This is a genomic window from Amycolatopsis sp. QT-25, assembly GCF_029369745.1.
Classification (GTDB): Bacteria; Actinomycetota; Actinomycetes; order Mycobacteriales; family Pseudonocardiaceae; genus Amycolatopsis.
On sequence record NZ_CP120210.1, the window covers coordinates 3,649,913 to 3,667,943 of the forward strand.

Annotated in this window: 20 protein-coding genes, 1 tRNA gene and 1 pseudogene; 15 read left to right on the plus strand and 7 right to left on the minus strand. The window is 67.7% G+C overall.

Translation table 11 applies throughout. The features are described from left to right. The first annotated feature begins 129 nt into the window (after nucleotides 1-129). The 5 genes from P3102_RS16865 (at nucleotide 130) to P3102_RS16885 (ending at nucleotide 3,335) form a co-directional block, all read left to right on the plus strand. The gene (locus tag P3102_RS16865; protein WP_276370409.1) at nucleotides 130-1,056 is read left to right on the plus strand and encodes a MurR/RpiR family transcriptional regulator; all 927 of its coding nucleotides are present in this window, start codon (nucleotides 130-132) and stop codon (nucleotides 1,054-1,056) included. 80 nt (nucleotides 1,057-1,136) lie between these two features. Further along, nucleotides 1,137-1,301, plus strand: coding sequence for a hypothetical protein (locus P3102_RS16870; RefSeq protein WP_276370410.1), 165 nt, complete (start codon nucleotides 1,137-1,139; stop codon nucleotides 1,299-1,301). 95 nt (nucleotides 1,302-1,396) lie between these two features. After that, on the plus strand, nucleotides 1,397-1,690 hold the full coding sequence (locus P3102_RS16875; protein ID WP_276370412.1) for a hypothetical protein: 294 nt from the start codon (nucleotides 1,397-1,399) through the stop codon (nucleotides 1,688-1,690). Continuing rightward, a complete protein-coding gene (locus P3102_RS16880; protein ID WP_276370413.1) occupies nucleotides 1,683-2,774 on the plus strand; it encodes a VanZ family protein in 1,092 nt (363 codons plus the stop codon). The genes P3102_RS16875 and P3102_RS16880 overlap by 8 nt, the downstream gene beginning before the upstream one ends. Before the next feature lie 159 nt (nucleotides 2,775-2,933). After that, on the plus strand, nucleotides 2,934-3,335 hold the full coding sequence (locus P3102_RS16885) for a hypothetical protein (RefSeq protein ID WP_276370415.1): 402 nt from the start codon (nucleotides 2,934-2,936) through the stop codon (nucleotides 3,333-3,335). On the opposite strand, the gene P3102_RS16890 is transcribed toward P3102_RS16885, so the two are convergent. Both P3102_RS16890 and P3102_RS16895 read right to left on the minus strand, forming a co-directional pair. Then, nucleotides 3,336-4,430, minus strand: a complete 1,095-nt coding sequence (locus P3102_RS16890) for a S1 family peptidase (protein ID WP_276370416.1) — start codon at nucleotides 4,428-4,430, stop codon at nucleotides 3,336-3,338. Nucleotides 4,431-4,891: 461 nt separating this feature from the next. Next, nucleotides 4,892-5,203 (minus strand): hypothetical protein, encoded by a 312-nt coding sequence (locus P3102_RS16895; protein ID WP_276370418.1) that lies wholly within the window; start codon nucleotides 5,201-5,203, stop codon nucleotides 4,892-4,894. A gap of 314 nt (nucleotides 5,204-5,517) precedes the next feature. Between P3102_RS16895 and P3102_RS16900 the strand changes: the two genes are divergently transcribed. Then, complete coding sequence (locus tag P3102_RS16900; protein WP_276370420.1) at nucleotides 5,518-5,661, plus strand: hypothetical protein; 144 nt, start codon at nucleotides 5,518-5,520, stop codon at nucleotides 5,659-5,661. Between the two features lie 384 nt (nucleotides 5,662-6,045). Here P3102_RS16900 and P3102_RS16905 read toward each other — a convergent pair whose 3' ends face one another. Next, on the minus strand, nucleotides 6,046-6,321 hold the full coding sequence (locus P3102_RS16905; RefSeq protein WP_276370421.1) for a hypothetical protein: 276 nt from the start codon (nucleotides 6,319-6,321) through the stop codon (nucleotides 6,046-6,048). A 257-nt stretch (nucleotides 6,322-6,578) separates the two neighbouring features. Here P3102_RS16905 and P3102_RS16910 point away from each other — a divergent pair, with 257 nt between their 5' ends. The 3 genes from P3102_RS16910 to P3102_RS16920 all read left to right on the plus strand — a co-directional run bounded on the left by P3102_RS16910 (nucleotide 6,579) and on the right by P3102_RS16920 (nucleotide 9,670). Further along, nucleotides 6,579-7,016, plus strand: a complete 438-nt coding sequence (locus tag P3102_RS16910) for a DUF6292 family protein (RefSeq protein WP_276370423.1) — start codon at nucleotides 6,579-6,581, stop codon at nucleotides 7,014-7,016. 235 nt (nucleotides 7,017-7,251) lie between these two features. Beyond that, nucleotides 7,252-8,169, plus strand: a complete 918-nt coding sequence (locus P3102_RS16915; protein ID WP_276370425.1) for a diiron oxygenase — start codon at nucleotides 7,252-7,254, stop codon at nucleotides 8,167-8,169. Nucleotide 8,170: 1 nt separating this feature from the next. Next, entirely contained in the window at nucleotides 8,171-9,670 is a 1,500-nt protein-coding gene (locus P3102_RS16920) for an FAD-dependent oxidoreductase (protein ID WP_276370427.1), read from the plus strand. Nucleotides 9,671-10,039: 369 nt separating this feature from the next. On the opposite strand, the gene P3102_RS16925 is transcribed toward P3102_RS16920, so the two are convergent. Beyond that, the gene (locus P3102_RS16925; protein ID WP_276370428.1) at nucleotides 10,040-10,855 is read right to left on the minus strand and encodes a serine hydrolase; all 816 of its coding nucleotides are present in this window, start codon (nucleotides 10,853-10,855) and stop codon (nucleotides 10,040-10,042) included. Nucleotides 10,856-10,960: 105 nt separating this feature from the next. Here P3102_RS16925 and P3102_RS16930 point away from each other — a divergent pair, with 105 nt between their 5' ends. After that, entirely contained in the window at nucleotides 10,961-11,902 is a 942-nt protein-coding gene (locus tag P3102_RS16930; protein ID WP_276370430.1) for a serine protease, read from the plus strand. A gap of 89 nt (nucleotides 11,903-11,991) precedes the next feature. Here P3102_RS16930 and P3102_RS16935 read toward each other — a convergent pair whose 3' ends face one another. Beyond that, nucleotides 11,992-12,306: a hypothetical protein gene (locus P3102_RS16935; RefSeq protein ID WP_276370431.1), complete on the minus strand. Its 315-nt coding sequence runs from the start codon at nucleotides 12,304-12,306 to the stop codon at nucleotides 11,992-11,994. A gap of 135 nt (nucleotides 12,307-12,441) precedes the next feature. On the opposite strand from P3102_RS16935, the gene P3102_RS16940 reads away from it, so the two are divergent. The 5 genes and pseudogenes from P3102_RS16940 to P3102_RS16960 all read left to right on the plus strand — a co-directional run bounded on the left by P3102_RS16940 (nucleotide 12,442) and on the right by P3102_RS16960 (nucleotide 15,274). Beyond that, nucleotides 12,442-12,552, plus strand: coding sequence for a PhzF family phenazine biosynthesis protein (locus tag P3102_RS16940; RefSeq protein WP_276370433.1), 111 nt, complete (start codon nucleotides 12,442-12,444; stop codon nucleotides 12,550-12,552). 50 nt (nucleotides 12,553-12,602) lie between these two features. Then, nucleotides 12,603-12,656 (plus strand): annotated as a pseudogene (locus tag P3102_RS16945) (hypothetical protein); the annotation flags it as partial. A 41-nt stretch (nucleotides 12,657-12,697) separates the two neighbouring features. Further along, complete coding sequence (locus P3102_RS16950; protein ID WP_276370434.1) at nucleotides 12,698-12,907, plus strand: hypothetical protein; 210 nt, start codon at nucleotides 12,698-12,700, stop codon at nucleotides 12,905-12,907. Nucleotides 12,908-13,015: 108 nt separating this feature from the next. Beyond that, complete coding sequence (locus tag P3102_RS16955) at nucleotides 13,016-13,840, plus strand: SAM-dependent methyltransferase (protein WP_276371208.1); 825 nt, start codon at nucleotides 13,016-13,018, stop codon at nucleotides 13,838-13,840. A 1,360-nt stretch (nucleotides 13,841-15,200) separates the two neighbouring features. Further along, a tRNA-Pro gene (locus tag P3102_RS16960) sits at nucleotides 15,201-15,274 on the plus strand. A 165-nt stretch (nucleotides 15,275-15,439) separates the two neighbouring features. Here the strand turns inward: P3102_RS16960 and P3102_RS16965 are convergent. Both P3102_RS16965 and P3102_RS16970 read right to left on the minus strand, forming a co-directional pair. After that, the gene (locus P3102_RS16965; protein WP_276370436.1) at nucleotides 15,440-15,589 is read right to left on the minus strand and encodes a hypothetical protein; all 150 of its coding nucleotides are present in this window, start codon (nucleotides 15,587-15,589) and stop codon (nucleotides 15,440-15,442) included. A gap of 11 nt (nucleotides 15,590-15,600) precedes the next feature. Then, entirely contained in the window at nucleotides 15,601-17,817 is a 2,217-nt protein-coding gene (locus tag P3102_RS16970) for a glycosyl hydrolase family 18 protein (RefSeq protein ID WP_276371210.1), read from the minus strand. Nucleotides 17,818-18,031 lie beyond the last annotated feature (214 nt).

Below are 18,031 nucleotides of genomic sequence, written 5' to 3' on the forward strand. Positions count from 1 at the left end.
TGGTTCGGGCGACTGGGGGTGAGGAGAGTGCGGACAACGTATACTGCGTTTCGCGCAAACTGCAATGGTTGTTGCAGGGTGGTCCGGCGGGCACGATGCGTTACCGTGACGCGGTCGAGGAGGGCGTGCGTGACAGAAACGGAAACCGACGACGGTTTCGAGGCGTGGCTTCGGGCTCGGACGCCGGAACGCGGCCTGCGGCCGAAGTCGGCCGCCGTGCTGGAAGTGCTGGTCTCGCAACCACGCCGGGCCTCGTTCGGCTCCACGGCGGAGCTCGCCCAGCTCGCCGGGGTCAACGTCGCCACCGTCACCCGCACGGCGCAGGCACTGGGGTTCGCCGGTTGGCCGGCGCTGCAACAGGAGTTGCGGGCGCGATACCTGTCGTCGCTGAGCGCGCCGCAGGTCGCCGAGGAGCACCGGGACGTCGACTCGCCGGGGTCGGCCTCGCTGCGGCGCGACCTCGACAGCCTCGCTCTGCTCAACCGGCGATTCGCCGAGGACGAGATCCGCGACGTCGCGCAGGCCGTCGCCGCCGCACGCCGCACGGTCGTGATCGCCGACGGCAGTTACGCCGCCGTCGGGATCGCCTTCGCGCACAACGCCCGCCTCGCCGGCTACGACGTCCACGCGATCACCGCGGGCGACGCCGAACTCGCCAACGCCACGGCAAGACTGACCTCCGAAGACGTTCTCATCGCGATCAGCTTCTGGCGGCTGTACGAGAGCACTGTGCTCGCCGCGAACGAGGCCAAAGCCAGGGGAGCACGCGCCTTCGCCATCACCGACGCGGCCAGTCCCGCGCTGGCGGGCGCCGTCGAGCAGGTGCTGATGGTGCCGGCCGAGGGGGTGACCTTCTTTCCGTCGCTGACCGCGGGGATGAGCCTGGTGCAGGCGATCGTCGCGCAGCTCGCCGCCGTCGATCCCGCCCGCACCGGGGACTCCATCGAGGCGGCCGAGGCCATGTGGTCGCGGTTCGACCTGCTGCACCGCCGTCCTGGATCGGCCGATCGGACAGTGCCGAAAAGGCCGACCGGACGAGGCGCGTCCGCCGGATGACCGATCCGCCGCCCCCTGCCGGGAGGTGATCCTGGTTCCAGGCCGCCGGAACAGGTGGCACGGGAATCGAGGAGGCCGAAATGACGATCATCGCGACCGTGGGTGCTTACGCCGGGCTCGCGCTCCTGGGACTGATGGCGGCGACCCCGCTGCTGGTCGAACTCGACCAGCGCTTCCCGGTCACCCGCCAGGCGAAGGCGGCCGAACGGGAACGCCGCCTGCCCACCCGACTCGCTTCGGCGTGACGCAGAGCACAGATTCGCGCGACGACTACCTCACGTGAGTGATTCACGCGCTGCCAGCTCGTGACGTTGCGTCGTGCTATGGAACGCTGAGTGACGTGACCGTGGACTTCTGCACCAACGCCGAACCCGCCGACGCCTTCGCGGAGTTCCGGAGGAACATCGACGAACTGACCCAGGCGTTCATCGACGCCTGCCGTCAGGGGCGCACGCCGGGCGACGCCACCCTCGACCTGTTGCAGCGGGTGCACGGCGAAGACCGCAACTGGGTCGTCGTCCACCTGACGTTCGCCATCGCCGCGCTCGCGCATCAGCGAGCCCTCGCCGTCGCTCGCCCAGGTGGCGCGACGGGTGCGCCGGAGCGCGCGTTACTGGCTTCCGCGAGTGACTGATCCGACCATCTCCGCGGTCATCGCCGTGCTCGCGGGTTTTGTGCTCGCGGGCCTCCTGGCCGTCCCGTACATCGCCGCGAGCTACCGGCGCCGCGGCGAACTCGGGCTCTGGCAGGTCCTGCTGGTGTTCGGGTTCTTGGTCTACACCATGTCCCTGTGGACGTACACGTTGCTCCCCGTCCCGGAGACGACGACGGCGTGGTGCGCCGAACACGCGGCCGGTCATCTGCAACCGCGACCGTTCCGGTTCCTCGCCGACATCCGCCGTGAACAGGCCGGGACGGGCGTCCGGGCGGTCCTGCGCAATCCCGCCGTCCAGCAGGCGGTGTTCAACGTCGCCTTGTTCGTGCCACTGGGGATGTTCGTGCGGCACCTGTTCCGGCGAAGTTTCCCGGCCACCGTGGCGATCGGGTGCGCGGTCTCCCTGTTCATCGAAGGTACCCAGCTCACCGGGGTCTGGTTCCTGTTCGAGTGCCCGTACCGGCTCGCCGACGTCGACGACCTGCTGACCAACACCCTCGGCGCCGCCGTCGGCTTCGGGCTCGCCCCGTTGCTGCGGCTGCTGCCGGGGAACGAACCGTCCGCGCCCCCTGGTGTACCGCGGCCGGTCACCGCGCGCCGCCGTCTGCTCGGGATGGCCGTCGACGTCGTGTCGGTCGTCCTGCTCGGCACCACCGTCGCGCTCGTCACGACGCTGCTGCTGGGCGAGCCGGACACCGTGGTCACGGCGCTGATCGGCACGCTGCTGCCCGCCCTGCTGCTGTTGTTCGTCATTCCCGTCGCGGGTAACGGCGCCAGCTTCGGCCAGCGGATCGTCTTGCTGCGCCCCGCCGGACCGGACGGCGGGAAGCCCGCCCCGTGGCGGATGGCGGTGCGATTCCTCGCCGGATCGGGCGGCTACTTCACCTTGCTGACCCTGGCTGAGGCGGTCAACGGCGGGTTCGAGCTCGTCGCGAATCTGCTGTTCTTCGTCAGCGGCGTGCTCGCGATCCGGCCTCAAGGTCACCAAGGACTGTCGGGACTGATCGCCGGGCTGCGAGTCGTCGATGTGCGTGCCCGTGAAGTCGGGAACGCCGGTCCGTGAAGGCCTCCTTGAGGGACCCAGAGTCCCTCAAGGAGGCCTTCACGAACCGGCCACCCGACGCGACGACGCGCGCTCGCCAACCCACCCGATCGGGTCGACCCCGCCGATCCCGCGAGTCATTGCGCCGGGTGGCGGGTGCGAGCGGGAACACTCCCGGCGGTGGACGTGGAGTCGATGGACGAGGTGGCCGACTGCCTGCTCTCGGTGGCGTGGCACATCTTCCCGCTGATGGGCAGACCACCCGCCAGTCCGGGGGACCGGCCGGAGGAGATCCGCACCCTTCTTGTCGACGCCTGTCACGACGCCGGGATGCGCGCTCGTGAGTGGGCGGCGGCGCACGGAGCGGGAACCGAGGACGACCGGCGGCCCTTCCTGCGGCTCGCGGAAGTCGGGACGGACGCGAATCTGTTCCTGGGCATGGTTTCCGGCACGCTGGTCGCCGATCGCGAGCGGGTCCGCCGCCGCTGGGCCGAGATCGAGGCGCTGGTCCGGGAGGCGGGCGAACTCGCCGAACAGGTCAAGGGGCGGCCGGTGAGCAGGCCACCCCTTTCCCTGTGGTGATCAATCCTTCTCGAGTGTCAGGTCGTAGCGGTTGAGCACCTCCTTGACGGGTTGGAAGAACGTGGTGCCGCCTTCGTCGCAGTTCCCGGAGCCGCCCGAGGTCATCCCCTGCGCCTGCACCAGTTTCGTGCCGGAACCCGAAGCGGGACGGCTGACGAACGAACCGCCGGAGTCACCGGGTTCGGCGCAGGCGTCGGTCCGGGTGAGGCCGTGCACGATGTTCCCGTTGCCGTAGTTCACCGTCTGGTCCAGTGCTTCGACCCGTCCGCAGTGCCAGTGGGTGGTGATCCCGGACCGGCAGATCCGGCCGCCGACACCGACCACGTCCGCACCCTCGATCCGCACGTCGGATCCGTCCTCGTAGCGGTCGACCCGAGGCGGCGTCGAGACGTCGGAGTGGGTCACCTTGACCGTGCCGTAGTCGTTGCCGGGGAAGGACGACCGCTCGACCCTGCCGATCGTGCCGTCGACGCCGCGAACGGTGCCACCCAGTTCGGTGCAGTGGCCCGCGGTGATCACGTAACGATCATCGTCGTCGTAGGCGTTGAACCCGACCGAGCAGGCGCCACCGCTGAAGTAGAGACCCTGCCCGCCGATCACGCTCCACAACGGCCGCGGCGCGCTCTTCACCTGCTCCATTCGCACCGGGACACCGGCGGCCGCGGCCCAGGCCCGACCGGCGGGATCGCCGCCCACCACGCTGACCACGACCTCGTTCGCGGGCGCGTCGACGTACCAGCCGGCGACCGTGTCCGGCACGCCCTGGGTCCTGCCGTCCAATGTGGACTGGATCTTCTTCAGGTCGGTGGCGCTGTGCCGGAGTACCTTCGGGATCGCGCCCGTGGCACGGATCCGGGCCGCCTGGCTCGCGTCGGTGGTACCGGCGACCAGTTCGCCGGTCGTGGCGTCCAGCCAGGAACCGGCGAAGGCGGCACCGAGCGCGGTGCCGAGTTTCTGCTGCGCGGCGGCCAACGCGGCCGGGCCCGCCGCCTCGCTCAGCACCGAGGTCGCCGCCGATGCCGGGGTCGCGAACGCGGTGACGGCTGCCGCGGCGCCGATCAGGACGGTCATGGTGCGCAGAGGACGTCGAATCACGAAAACCTCCGTGGGATCGTGGAATTCGGTGCAGGGTGTGGATCGGGAATCGACGTTACGACAGCACCGCGTCGGCGAACGCCGCCATTTGAGTAGCGCTCACAATTCCCCTTTCCGGCGCAAACGAACGCGCCATCGCCGGGTACCCCTCACTCTTGTGAGTGGAGCACGCCCGAATTACCGTCCCCGATGTGCTGGCGGAATCGCGACAATCCGCGACGGGTCGCGGCATTCGGGAAAGCGATCTTGCGGTGTTCGTCACCCGATGGTGTGCGACTGACCCCGTTTGCCCGTATCGGTGACGAACAGGTCTCGTCCGGATTCACGCCGTTCCGGCCACGGTGCGCCGAACTTGCTGCTTGTATGACGCGGGTCGCGCACCCGCTGACTGATCCGTCGGTCGGTTCGACGAGATCCAGAACCCGCGGCCGTGGCCGGAGGTACACGAGGGGATCAGGTTCTCAGGCGATCGAGCGAGCCGTCCTCACCGAGGAGCTGGGTTGCCACTGTTGGTGGCAGGTCGACCACCACGGGGCGGGTGAGTTCAGCCTGTCGCCCGCGCCCGAGCTGAGGTTGGCCGCGCAGCGCACCACCCGGATCCGGCTCACCCATGAGACGCGTGGCGTTGCCCGCGGCGGTTCGCCGATGGTCCGATTTCGTTCGTGATCGACACTGGAGGGAAAACCGTGAACAATTGAAGCGAATGCCACGTGACTCAAGTCAATCGACCCGTTGACCTGAGCTTTCTCGTCGGTGAGCGACAGCTTGCGCACCTCGGCTCATGGTGTCCATCTGGACTGTTGCCGGTGCGGCGCCAGGGGTACGCGGGTACAAGGTCGTGAGTAGCGCTTCGTGTTCTCACGCCTGCACCACTGCGGGGCACCGGGGGAGCCCAATCCGGCCGACGAGCCGCGATTCCGGGATTTCGTGGAACTGCCTCACCGAAGCGAGTCGGCTTCCGCAGGAGCATCCGCCCCCGGAACGGGGAGCTGGAGCGGAATTCAAGATGATTGATCTCCGGATCGCCGGGTAATCGCCTCCTGCCGGCCCCTACCCGCCGGATGGAGCCCAAACGGAGTTGAGGATTATGGCGAACGCCTACGAAGAGAAGACGATCGATCTTCAGTCACCGGCCGACCGGTTGACCGTGCCGAAGCCGCGCGGCGAGTCCGACGCCATGGACGAGTGGGCCCTCGATCTCGAGCCCACGATCGTGCTCGGCCGGGAGTGAGGATCGACAAAGGGCGGGAAGCCGGTTCCTTCGGCGACGGCCGAATGAACCGGCCCGTTCTCGTATAAGCCGCTTCTTGTCCTTCCGGGCGCGGCCGGCCTTCTCGACCAGTTCGCGCTTCGACATGCGGGCACGCCGGGGTCCTGAGTTCGCGGGCCCGTGGGTGCGCTTCTTGCGCCGCCCGCGCTTCTCCTTCACTCGCGGATCACTGCCGGAGCGTCCTGAAACCCGCCCGCCGCCGAGGCCGATCAGGGGCGCCACGAGACGCAGGGCCGGGGACCGCCGCCGCGGTCTCCTCGAGCCGTCGGGCGTGCTGGACCTTCGCTTCGAAAGCGGGACGGCGGGCGGGTTCAGGGCGGGCATCACCTGCCCTTCCACGTTCGCTCACGGATCAGGAAGAGCGGTGATCGGCGGAGGGGACCGTTGCCGGTGTCGAGGCTTTCCCGTGGGCAGGCCGCCCACGAGGTCGTCGGCTCGAACCGGGAAGCCGGAACGACGCGGGCCGGTGGAGCGTGAAGGTGGCTTCAGCGAAGCAGGGGGAGAGATGTCGAAGCCGGCGGCCACGATCTCGTCGAAGTCGGCACGTAGCCAAGCCACGTCGGCGTAGATCAGCTCGGCGAAAGCGCTGGTCACCGACGTATCACGCAAGGTGTCCGGCATTTCGATCACTTCCCCGGCAACGTTCGTCGTCCGACACCAGGTCATGTACCGCTTTGCTCAATATCTATAGTAAACGCTACATATTATGCCAAGGCGGCACTGTAAGTATTCTGTGGCGGCGAGGGGAAAGCCGGAGTGTCGTGGCTGGTCGATTCGCGTTTCGCCCACGGTGTGGGTGGAACCCTCCGAGTGGCGGAGTGAACCTCATTGCCGCGTCGAGCAGCCGGCGCCGCAGTGCCGGCGAGGACGAGCACTAGGTGGCGATCGGCATGGAACCGCACTTCGACGGAGTGATCCTGAAGGGCTTGCATCGGTATGTGAGCCTGGTGATCGAGGCGCTGGGGTTGCACGGAGACGCCTGCTGCGTGCAGCTCGAACCGATCGCGAGCGCTTACATCGCCCTCGAACGAAGACTTCCGAGCAGACCGGACCGCGATGCCGCCTTGCTGTGGGACGAGCGACACGGGTGGGCCATGGCCGCGGAGACCAGCAGCGGTGCGGACCTGATCGTCGTCGGGTACCACGGTCTCGAACTGCTGCCGCCGCCGCGGGTGGTCGCCAGGTTCGCGGAAAGCATCTACTCGGACGAGGCCACGGCGTTGCTCGACCCACCGCCGCTCGGGGAGGCCGAGGCGGGAGACGGGCTCGCTCTCCGTCTGGCCACATACACGGGCCTCTCACCACACGTGCGGTGATCGACTCGACCGGGCGGTATCGCCACGACCGACACGATCGGCGGGATGGTGTGACGCTGTTCGGCATCGGAGGTGCCCGCTCCGCCGTGGCCCGGTGCCGCCCGAGTATCCGAGCGCTGCCGCGATCACTGACGCTGCCGGGCAGGCGCTTCGGAGATCCCCCTCGCGGCGCTGCCAGCTAGCTGTTACCTTGGGTAACAGTGAACTCCGGTAACGCCTAGTCAGGGAGGTCCGTATGACCAGCACCGATGTGCCACGCACCGTGGAAGCGGCCGGTGCCGGCCGCCACGAGACCGCGCGGCGGCTCCTCGATTCCTCCGCGATGCTGTCCTACGACCCCGCCACCGAGGTGGACTGGGAGACGCCGTTGGACAAGGACTTCCACGGTGCCAGCCCGGAGTGGAGCACCCTCTACGGCACGAGTTACTGGGCGGAGATGACCTCGGAGCAGCAGAAGGAGCTCACGCGCCAGGAGGCCGCCTCGGTTGCGAGCACCGGCATCTGGTTCGAGATGATCCTGCAGCAGATGGTGCTGCGTGATTTCTACGCCAAAGACCCGACCGACCCGGCGTTCCAGTGGGCCCTGACCGAGATCGCGGACGAATGCCGGCATTCGATCATGTTCGCCCGCGGGGCGGAGAAGCTCGGCGCACCCCCGTACCGTCCGCGCAGGATCGCCGTCGAGCTCGGCCGCGTCTTCAAGGCGACGGCCCGCGGCGAAGCGGCGTACGCGGCGATCCTGGTCGCCGAAGAAGTCCTCGACGTGATGCAGCGCGACTGGATGCGCGACGAGCGGGTGGTCCCGTTCGTGCGGACCATCAACAACATCCACGTCGTCGAAGAGTCGCGGCACATGAAGTTCGCCCGTGAGGAGACGCGGGAGCAGCTCAAGGGCGCGGGCTTCCTGCGCCGCCGGATCAACGCGCTGGTCATCGCGATCGCGTCGTACTTCATCGTCAGCAGCATGATCAACCGGGACGTCTACCGGAACGCGGGACTCGACGCCCGGCGCGCGCTGCGTGAGGCGAAGGCCAATGAGCACCACAAGGCGATGATGCGCTCCAGCTGTGCCGGGCTGATGGAATTCCTCGGCTCGTGCGGGCTGCTCACTCGGCAGGCCCTGGTGTTCTACAAGCGGGCGAACCTGATCTGACATGGCCTTCGCGATCACCCAGACCTGTTGCAACGACGCCACTTGCGTGTCGGTCTGCCCGGTCAACTGCATCCACCCGACACCGGACGAGCCCGATTTCGGCACCACGGAGATGCTTTACGTCGATCCGGCCTCGTGCATCGACTGCGGAGCCTGCGCGGACGCCTGTCCGGTGGACGCGATCTTCCCGGTCGATCTGCTGACCGATTCGCTGCGGGTCTACGCGGGGCTCAACGCGGAGTACTACGCCGGCCGCGAGACCGCGGCCGATCCCGCGCCGAACTTCCACCGCTGGAGTCCTCCGACCTTCGACCGGGCCATCCCGAGCGACTTCGCGCCGCCGGACATCGCCGTCGTCGGCACCGGGCCTGCCGGCATGTACGCCGTCGAGGACCTGCTCCTGCACACGAACGCGCGGGTCACCCTCATCGACCGGCTGCCGGTCGCGGGCGGGCTCATCCGCTTCGGGGTGGCTCCGGATCACCCTGCCACGAAACGGATCGGTGAAACCTTCTCCCGGTTCCACGAACACCCTCGGCTGCGGATGCGCCTGGGCACCGAGGTCGGCCGCCACGTCACCATCGACGAGCTGGCCGAGCGCCACGACGCGGTGGTCTACGCCGTCGGCGCCTCGTCCGCACGTGGTCTCGGCCTCGACGGTGAAGACCTGACGGGCAGTGTCGCCGCGACCACCGTCGTCGGCTGGTACAACGGCCACCCGGACGTACCGGCGAACGCGGTGGACCTCTCCGCGGAACGGGTCGTGCTGATCGGCACCGGCAACGTCGCCTTGGACGTGGCCCGGATCCTCACCGCCGATCCCGCCGCGCTCGCCGGCACCACGATCGCCCCGCACGCCCTGGAACGATTGCGTACGAGCAAGGTCCGTGAGGTCGTCCTGCTCGCCCGTCGCGGGCCGGAGGACGCCGCCTACACCTCCCCGGAACTGCTCGCGCTCGCACAGCGGGCCGGCGTGCCGCTCGTCGTCGACGACGCGGACCCGCGCACCGTGGCCGCGATCGAGGCGGGCACCGGCAAGGCGTCGCTGCTGCGCGAACTCGGCCGCGAGACCGTCGACTGGACCGCGCCGCCGGTCGCGGACGCACGCCGGATCGTCCTGCGCTTCCACTCCGCTCCCACCGAGCTCGTCGGCGACACACAGGTGCGCGGTCTTCGGGTCACCGGTCCGGACGGGCCGGTCGAGATCGCCGCGGGGCAGGTCGTCCGCGCGGTCGGCTACCGCGGAATCCCGGTGCCCGGCCTGCCGTTCGACGAGGCCCGTGGCACGATCCCGAACACCGCGGGCCGCGTCGACGGCCGCAGCGGCGCTTATGTGGTCGGCTGGATCAAACGCGGTCCTTCGGGTGGAATCGGCGCGAACCGCACCTGTGCCGGGGAAACCGTCGCGACCCTGCTGGAGGACATCACGTCCGGACGGCTTCCGGTGCGGGCACGACGGTCACCGATCGCCGCACTGGCCGCCCGCTTCCGCGGCCGGTGAAACCGGTCTGGGCGTGCCGCTCCGGCCCTTGACGTCTCGACGGTGAAAATCCGGGGGAAGAATCCCCGCAAACGACGTCGAGGCGGTCGTACGGGCAGGAACAGTGTCTGTGGCCGAGGAATGCGCTGACCACCCCTCGGCCCGGCAGGTGCTCAAGGCTCACTCGACTGCCGCGGTCGATCACCTGGAAGCGCAGAAGCGGGGCGGCGGACGTCCCGGCGCCGCCCGATCAGCCGGCGATCCGGCCCACAGGCCTCGCCGGCCGGGTACGCAATGCGCAAAGATCCGCGGCCACCCCCGGCGCGGCGCGCGGCAATCCATTGGAGCGTTCGGGCCCGGCGAGGTCCACCGGGCCCGAACGTCGCCCGATCAGCTCTTGAAGTACCCGTTGAACAGGATTTCGCTGATCTTGGTGGTCGTTTCCTGTCCGGTCTCGTAACCGTTCTGGATGACCTTGGTGTTGTTCATGAGCGAGAGGGTGTAGCGCTCGTGCGGCCCGACGAAGCCGACCGAGTTCATGATCCAGGAGCCGTCGTCGTTGTCGTCGGACCAGCCGTTCTTGTTGCCAGGGCGGGCGGCGGGACCGGCGCCCCAGACACCCCACTGCTGGTTGACGTCGACGGTGCGCATCTCGCGGACGATGTAGTCGCGGTGCTGCCGGGGCAGCTTCGTCAGGACGTGGTTGATCAGCCGGTCCAGGTCGTTCGCGGTGGTCAGGATCCAGCCCCAATGATGCGGGTGCTGGTCGGTGAACCGCATGTCCGTCATCCCGTACGACGGGAAGCGCTTGGCGAACTCGGCCTCCCCGCCGTAGCGGGTCCACAACGTGTGGGCGGCGGCGTCGTCGCTGGAATTGAGCATCCGGTGCATGAGGTCCCGGTCTTCGGCGGTCAGCTGGACAGCCCCGGAATCATTGCGCAGCAACAGATCGACGACCATCGCCAACTTCGGGGTGGAGCAGGCCCAGATGAGGGTCCCGGCGGCCTGGCTCCGGTAGACGGCCCCGGTCCACCGGTCCCGGAGGACGATCCCGGTGTCGCCGGGCCTGCTGTCGGCGTAGGCCTGCGCCCGCGCGATGCGTACCTGGAGTTCCCGGTCGAAGCGGGTCGTCGCCCCGGCGGGCGCGGCGGATGTCAACGCGACGACCGCCAGTATCGCGGTCAGCATGACGAAAAGTCTCTTCATGTGCTCCCCAGGTTCCGATATCGGTTGTTCCTGAGCTTGAAGGCGTTCATCGGTACCGGAGGTTGCCACAACCTGTCGAATAGTGACACCGGTCACATTCGGAGGATGCCGTCCACTATGGACGACGGTGGCGCGGGCACCACCACGGATCAGCGGGTCGACCCGATGGTGAAGGCCGCGGCGGACCGCGATGCTGGAGCCGAACGATCCGAAGTCCTCGAACGAAGGAAAAGTATGTCGAGAGTGAATTCCGTGCGCCGTCACCTGATCCGTGCCGCCAGTGTCGCGTTGGCAGGGGTCTTCTGTGCGATCGCCCTGCCCGGCAGTGCCGACGCCGTGGTGAACGGGAAGAACTCCACCGAGCGCTATGAGTTCATGGCCTCGATCCCGGAGATCGTGCCGGAGCTGAACAACGCCGAAGGGGTGTGCGGGGCCGTGCTGGTCCACCCGCAATGGGTGGTGACCGCGGCGCACTGTGTCGACCCGGGGAACAACCCGGCTCGGCCGGAGGGAACGGTGCGCATCGGCAGCCAGTCCCGGACCTCCGGCGGTACCGTGCGCACGATCGACCGCATGGTGCGCCACCCCGGCTACCAGCCGGGTGAGCCGAACAAGAACGACATCGCGCTGGTTCGCCTGGACCGCCCGGTCGCACAGAAGCCGATCCGCATCGCCGACCGTCCCGGCAAGCCCGGCACGCCGACCCGCCTGATGGGCTTCGGCACCACGGTCGACACCGCCGATATCGCCAAGGCGGTGTTCCCCGAGCGGCTCCAGCAGCTCGACACCCGCCGCGGAGCGGTGTCGGAATGCTCGCCCGATTACGCGGACTCGACCCGGCTCTGCACGATCAGCCGCAAGCGCGGCGCGATGGCCTGCATGGGCGACTCCGGCGGCCCGCAGGTCCAGCGCGGGAAGGGAGGCCGGTGGGAGCTGATCGGCGTCACCTCCGGCCCTGGCGACGACGACGTGCCCTGCGCCAACGGGCCCGGCCTCTACACCAGCGTGCCCGCCTACGCCGACTGGATCCACCGCACCATCCGCTGATACCGCCTGGACCCGGTCAGCGTGACCGGCTCTTCGGGGCCGGTCACGCTGACCGAAGTCGGCTGTGCGGGTCGTGCCTTCGGCAGGGTTCAGCAGGCCCTGACGATGACCGAGTGCGCCTTGCTGCCGTAGTCGAGGATCTTCACGTCCTTGTTCCCCGCGGGCACGCGCACCTGATAGGTGCCGGGATCGACCGGGTAACCGAAGTAGCTTCCGGCCGGGGCGGCCCCGGTACCCGCGATCATCAAGCCACCGCGGTGGATCGTGGTGGGGACCGCTTTGCCGCAGTTGTTGGAGATGTAGATCTTGCCCTTGGTCGCGGCGGAGGCGGGTCCTGCGCCGAAGACCGAGATGGCCAGACCTGCGGTGGCCAGAACGGTGAGAGCGCGCCGGGCGGTCGTCATGGTGCTCCTCTGGATGGTGGTCGGACTCGGCCACAAGATATCGGCGGGGACGTCCGTGCCTTGTCGGTCGAACGGACCACATCCCCTCGTCTGGCCGGGTGAGGTGAGTCTCGTCCGGTCGGTGACTTCGACGGCATGCGAGTGTTCACCGACGAGTTCCTGTCCGGTGATCCCGTCGCCGTGGTCCACGACGCCGGCGACCTCACCGCCGAACAGAGGGCGGCGTTCGCTCGCTGGACGAACTGAGTGAGACCACATTTCCGCTCTCGCCGACCGACCCGGCTGTCGGCTACCGACTGCGGATCTTCGCCACCGGCTACCGACTGCGGATCTTCACCACGAGCCGCGAGTCGCCTTGCGCGGGCCACCCGACGCTCGGATCCGCTCGTGCGTGGCTGAAGCGCGGCGGAGACGGCAGGTCGCCTGGTGCAGGAGTGCGGCGCCGGTCTGGGTCGCGATGCAGTTCGCCTCGGCCGCATATGTCGCCGCGCAGGGCACGAAACTGCACTGCTGCGGGCGCGTGTGCGTCGAGCAGTCCGACGGCGAGATCCGGGTCGGTGGCGGCACGGTCGTGGATGTCACCGGTCACGTCGCACTTTGAATCGGTCGAAAGTGTCCGGCGCCCTCGTGGCAGCACACTTCGTGACCGGCTAGTGTGCGGTCGTCGATGCGTTGCCCTGCACGAAGGTCTTGGGGGATCGGGATGAGCATGGATGAGGCCGCACGGGTGGCCGCGTCGGTGGACAAGGTATCGGTGGGGCGGGTGTACGACTACCTGCTCGGTGGGACGCACAACTACGCCGTCGACCAGGCGTTCGCCGAGAAGCAGCTCGCCGTGCTGCCGGAAATCCGGGATTTCGCCCGCGCGAACCGGGCCTTCCTCGGTCGTGCTGTCCGTTTCATGGTGGGGCAGGGGATCCGGCAGTTCGTGGACATCGGGTCCGGGCTGCCGACGCAGGGCAACGTGCACGAGGTCGCCGATGAGGTGGCACCGGGTGAATGCCGCGTGGTGTACATCGACAACGAGCCGATCGCCCAGGCACACGCGCAGATTCTGCTCGAAGAGACGGCGGACCCGGCCCGGCATGCCGCGTTGGATGCCGATTTCTTCGACCGGCGGCTGCTGTGGGACCGCGTGCTGGACACCGGTCTGATCGATCGGAGCGAGCCCATCGGGCTGCTTCTGGTCGCGCTGTTGCATTTCATGCCCGACGAGCGGAATCCGCACGCCGCGCTCGGTTTTCACCGCGCGATGCTGCCGCCGGGCAGCTTCCTGGCGGTGTCGCACATTCACGTGGCGCCCGAGGACGTCGAGACGCAGGACGCGGGCAAGCGGGTGGCGCAGGAGTACGGGCGCCGGACCAATCACGCCGCGATCATGCGCTCACGAGAGCAGATCGCCGAGTTCTTCGGAGACCTGGAGTTGGTCGAGCCCGGTCTGGTGTGGCTGCCTCGATGGCGCCCCGACATCGCGGGCGCCGACAAGGACGCCCCTCGTTCGCGCGGCTTGGCGGGCGTGGCACGCACGCCTTGAAACCTGTAAGGCTTCGAGGTGGGCGGACCTCGCTTGGCAGGGAGGCAGGCGTAGTGGGGAGATGCCACGACTCCTGTCCGATCGACAGGCGAAGCGTCGCCCAACGAGGATGGTCCTTCAGCAGCGGGTGCTCATCATCTCTGTGACCGTCGTGTTCATGCTCATCTCATATTCAGCGTCTGGGAGAAGTAGGCGTCGCGCACAGGTAGCCGTCCGGGTCGCCGAAGTAGCCGCACCTGGCGGTGGCCGTCTTCTGGACCACGCTGCCGCGGCTGCCAGGGCGTTGTGGATGGTTTCGTCCACCACTTCCTGGAGCCGGGGTCGACGTGGAACTAGGCGTCGCGAAAGCCGGATGCGTCTGCGGCCACCGACGTCGCGCGCCGCTGCCTCCATTCGTAGAGAGTCAGCCGCAGGAATTCTTCGCCAAGGCTGAACGTCGAGGAGTCGCAAAGGTTACTTTTCGAGGCGAAGCTGCCCGTTTTGCATTATTGCGGCGTTCCGCGACGGGGTCGTGAGTGGTGAAGAGCGTTTATTTGAGGGGGAAGGCAAACGTGTCGTGTGGGGTGGCAAGTCCGTGAAGGCCTCCTTGAGGGACCCAGGGTCTCTCAAGGAGGCCTTCACGGACTTCAAGAACCGGCACTGGCGTCACAGTCGTCCCATTGTCATCAGGGAGCACATCTGAAGGTAGTGAAGGCGACCGGCAAAGCGCTGCGCAGAGCGACCACATGCCCTGCACACGACTAGTCGACTTGCCTCTCGATAACGCAGTGCACATGGGTCACGATGGCATCGACATCAGGAAAAGTCCTTGGTGGAGGGCAAAGGAGCGTCAGGAATCGCCTGCGGGTCCGCTGCGCCGCCGATCCCTGCATGTCATGTTGCCTTACCCCAATAACCCCTTTTGCGATTCAGGATCCCGCACACAACCGTACATACAGTCAGCAACCGGACATTCGATCGCCGAGGGCTGACCTTGGGAGCACGGCCCCATCGGCTGGTCCTGAAAGCCGCTTACACGCGAAGTACCAGATGGGCGAAGCCGTCCCGTCGTGGCTTGCGGCAGTAGCCTGAAGTTCCTGACCTCCTCGTGGAGACCTTTCGCAACCGCCTCAGTGACCATGGGCGACTTCGAGGCCCTCACTCTGCGCCAGCGCTCGGCCGATAACCGGCAACCTGTTCGTCTCCTGGCAGGCCACTCATCCACGCCTGCGACCCACAGTGACCCCGTGGGGCCACCCGAATGCGGCAAGGTGGCCCTCACGGAGTGTTTTCCCAGTTCAGACATACAGTGACCCCTGGTTGTGAGCACCTGTTCGGGACCCGCTAAAGTACTCACATCGCACTCCACGGAGCGCGGGTCCGGGCTGTGGCGCAGTTTGGTAGCGCACTTGACTGGGGGTCAAGGGGTCGCAGGTTCGAATCCTGTCAGCCCGACCGGACGAAGCGGGTCTCCGCAGCTCACCAGCTGCGGAGACCCGTTTTTTCTGTGGTCGGAGCGGTAGCTCCGGCGCGGTGCGGTGCTCGACGACACCCGAGGACGACGTGTGGCGCTCCGAAGTCGAGGAGCGGCACCGCATCGTCTGGATGACCGACGCACGTTCAGTGTCCGCCACGCTGCACGAGTACGGCCGAGGCGGTAGCTGCGAACTCCTCGGTGCCCCGGTCGACCGCCCCGCCCAGCGTGGTCGACCACGGCCAGGCGGTATCGGAATCCGGCGGTGCCGGGGTGCCGGTGACGAACACCGGCACCCCGGGAACCGTTACTTCAGCGAGTTGTCCACGGTGGTCATGAGGGATCCGGTGTCACCCGACATCTCCCAGGCCATGACTCCGAGCAGTCCTCTGGTCTTGAGCCAGGCGACCTTCTGCTGGATGGACCAGGCGTCGTCGAAGGTCCACCATTGCCCGCCGTTGCCGGTGTAGCACGACGTGGCCACTGCCGCGGTGTCGTGCTGGACGGCGCAGTTGGGGACACTGGCCAGGAGATTCGCGTAGCCACGAGTACCTGCTTCCTCGGGGAACTGGCCTGGCGCGGCTCCTGTCGCGCTCTGCCATTCGCCCTTCTTGCCGCCGTCGGCGACCCCTTGCCAGCCTCTCCCGTAGAAGGCGAGCCCGAGGGTCAGTTTCCGTGGATTGGCCCCGGCCTCGGTGTAGGCGTTGATCGCCGATTCGACGCTGAACTTGAAGTTGTACGGATCGTCCGCGTCGGCGTAGAGGTTGCCCTGATGACCGGTGCGGTTCGGCTCCCACGAGTTGTCGCTGCCCGAGCCGTGGAAGTCGTAGCCCTGCACGTTCGCGACGTCGAGGTAGTCGAAGATCTTCGGGATCTCCCAGCCACCCTTCACCTTCGCCGGGTCGGCGGGGGTGAACGCCTGTAGTTCGTACCGCTTGCCGGTGGTGGCGCCGTAGGCGTCCATCTGCGTGCGGAACTCGGCGAGGAGGGCGGTCAGGTTCGTCTTGTCGTTGGCGCTCCAGTGGTTACCGGGGTGCCCGTCGGGGCTGCCCGGCCATTCCCAGTCGATGTCGATGCCGTCGAAGATGCCCGCGGCCGTTCCCGGCCCGCCGGCTCCGCCGTACGCCTTGACGTTGCCCTTCAGGTACGTGTCGATGCACGACGCGACGAACTTCTGCCGCGACGCGGCGGTGGCCGCGACATCGGAGAAGTACTTCGAGTAGGTCCAGCCGCCCAAGGAGATGAGGATCTTCAGGTTGGGATACTTGGCCTTGAGTTTCTTGAGCTGGTTGAAGTTGCCGCGCAGCGTTTCCCAGCCGGTGTCGCCGACACCGTCGACGGACTGCGCCGCGGACATCGGCCGCGAGTAGTCGGCTTCCGCGTCGCCCGCGCCGTCGCCCTGGTTCGGGTCCTGGGGATTGGACGTCGTTCCCTTGGTGACGCCGGACAGACAGGTGTGGTTGACCGGGTCGATGTTCCCGAAGGCGTAGAGCAGATGGGTCAGTTTGGCGGCCGATCCATTGGTCACCATGTTCTTCACGAAGAACTGGCGGCCGTAGATGCCCCACTGGACGAAGTAGCCGACCCGGGCGTACCCGTTCACGATGTCGCCGGTGCGAGCGCTGACGGCCGCGCTCGCCGCCGACACGTTGTCGTACCCGTCGCGGGCTTTGACCGTGAAGGAGTATGAAGTGGACGGTGAAAGGCCGCTCACCGTCGCGGTCGTCCCGGTCACCGTGGTGGCGAGCGTCGTGCCGCGGTAGACGTCGTAGGAGACGACCCCGGTGTTGTCCGTGGACGCGTTCCACGCCAGTGCGACGGAGCTCGACGTGACCGCGGTCGAGCGGAGGTTCGACGGCGCTGTCGGCGCCTGGGTGTCGTCACCCGGGTCGTTGGTGGTCACCGCGAGCGCCGGGGTGGGCGGTGACTTGGTGTCCTTGCGGTCCTTGGCGACGACGGTGAAGCTGTAGGCCGTGTTCGGTGTCAGCCCGGTGATCCTCGCTTCGGTACCGGTGACCGAGGCCGCCAGGGTGGTGCCCTGGTAGACGTCGTAGCCGGCGACGGGCAGCGAGCCCGGTGCCGACGCGTTCCAGGCCAGCGCGGCGGTCGTAGTCGTCTTCGCCACGAGTCGCAGGTTGGCCGGGGTCGACGGCGGTGTGTCGCCCGAACCGTCGCAGTTCGCGTCGTCGATCCGGCACGTGGTCGGGGCGACCGCCGAGCTGAGCCGGAAGGAGGGGCTGTAGGGATACGTCGAACGGCTCGGCGCGAGCGATTTGATGTAGAACGCCGGGGTGAGGGTGACCTGGTCGCCCGACTGGGAGACCGTGGCGTGGGAGCCGCTCGTGGCGGTGACGCCGGCGGGGACGGTGAAGGTGATGGACCAGTCGGCGACGGTTTCGCTGCTGGGGTTGGTGACGGTGTATTCGCCGGTGGTTCCGGTCAGGGTGAAGGCGGCGCGGAGGCGGCCCGCCGCTAGTGCCGGAGTACCCGCGGCCACCAAGAGCCCGGCGGCGAGGAGTGTCACGGTGAGTGCGCTGAGTAGTCGTTTTCGGGTGCGTCTCATGGCGGTTCTCTCCAAAAGAGGCGGCGAGACTGACCTGCTCTGAAAGTGGCGCATGTGGTCTAGACCACATTCGAATGTAGCGCGAGATACGTAAAAGGTCTAGACCGATTCGGCCGTCGTGAACCCGTTCGGCCGCGAGCGCGGATAGCAGGTGACACTGAACGAACAGCGAAGG

What these genes read in the sequence shown, in the direction of transcription:
- P3102_RS16915 (WP_276370425.1), top strand. Translation starts at nt 7,252, where the DNA reads ATGACCAGCACCGATGTGCCACGCACCGTGGAAGCGGCCGGTGCCGGC.
- P3102_RS16920 (WP_276370427.1), top strand. Translation starts at nt 8,171, where the DNA reads ATGGCCTTCGCGATCACCCAGACCTGTTGCAACGACGCCACTTGCGTG.
- P3102_RS16940 (WP_276370433.1), top strand. Translation starts at nt 12,442, where the DNA reads ATGCGAGTGTTCACCGACGAGTTCCTGTCCGGTGATCCCGTCGCCGTG.
- P3102_RS16905 (WP_276370421.1), bottom strand. Translation starts at nt 6,321, where the DNA reads ATGCCGGACACCTTGCGTGATACGTCGGTGACCAGCGCTTTCGCCGAG.
- P3102_RS16955 (WP_276371208.1), top strand. Translation starts at nt 13,016, where the DNA reads ATGGATGAGGCCGCACGGGTGGCCGCGTCGGTGGACAAGGTATCGGTG.
- P3102_RS16870 (WP_276370410.1), top strand. Translation starts at nt 1,137, where the DNA reads ATGACGATCATCGCGACCGTGGGTGCTTACGCCGGGCTCGCGCTCCTG.
- P3102_RS16935 (WP_276370431.1), bottom strand. Translation starts at nt 12,306, where the DNA reads ATGACGACCGCCCGGCGCGCTCTCACCGTTCTGGCCACCGCAGGTCTG.
- P3102_RS16930 (WP_276370430.1), top strand. Translation starts at nt 10,961, where the DNA reads ATGCCGTCCACTATGGACGACGGTGGCGCGGGCACCACCACGGATCAG.
- P3102_RS16925 (WP_276370428.1), bottom strand. Translation starts at nt 10,855, where the DNA reads ATGAAGAGACTTTTCGTCATGCTGACCGCGATACTGGCGGTCGTCGCG.
- P3102_RS16900 (WP_276370420.1), top strand. Translation starts at nt 5,518, where the DNA reads ATGGCGAACGCCTACGAAGAGAAGACGATCGATCTTCAGTCACCGGCC.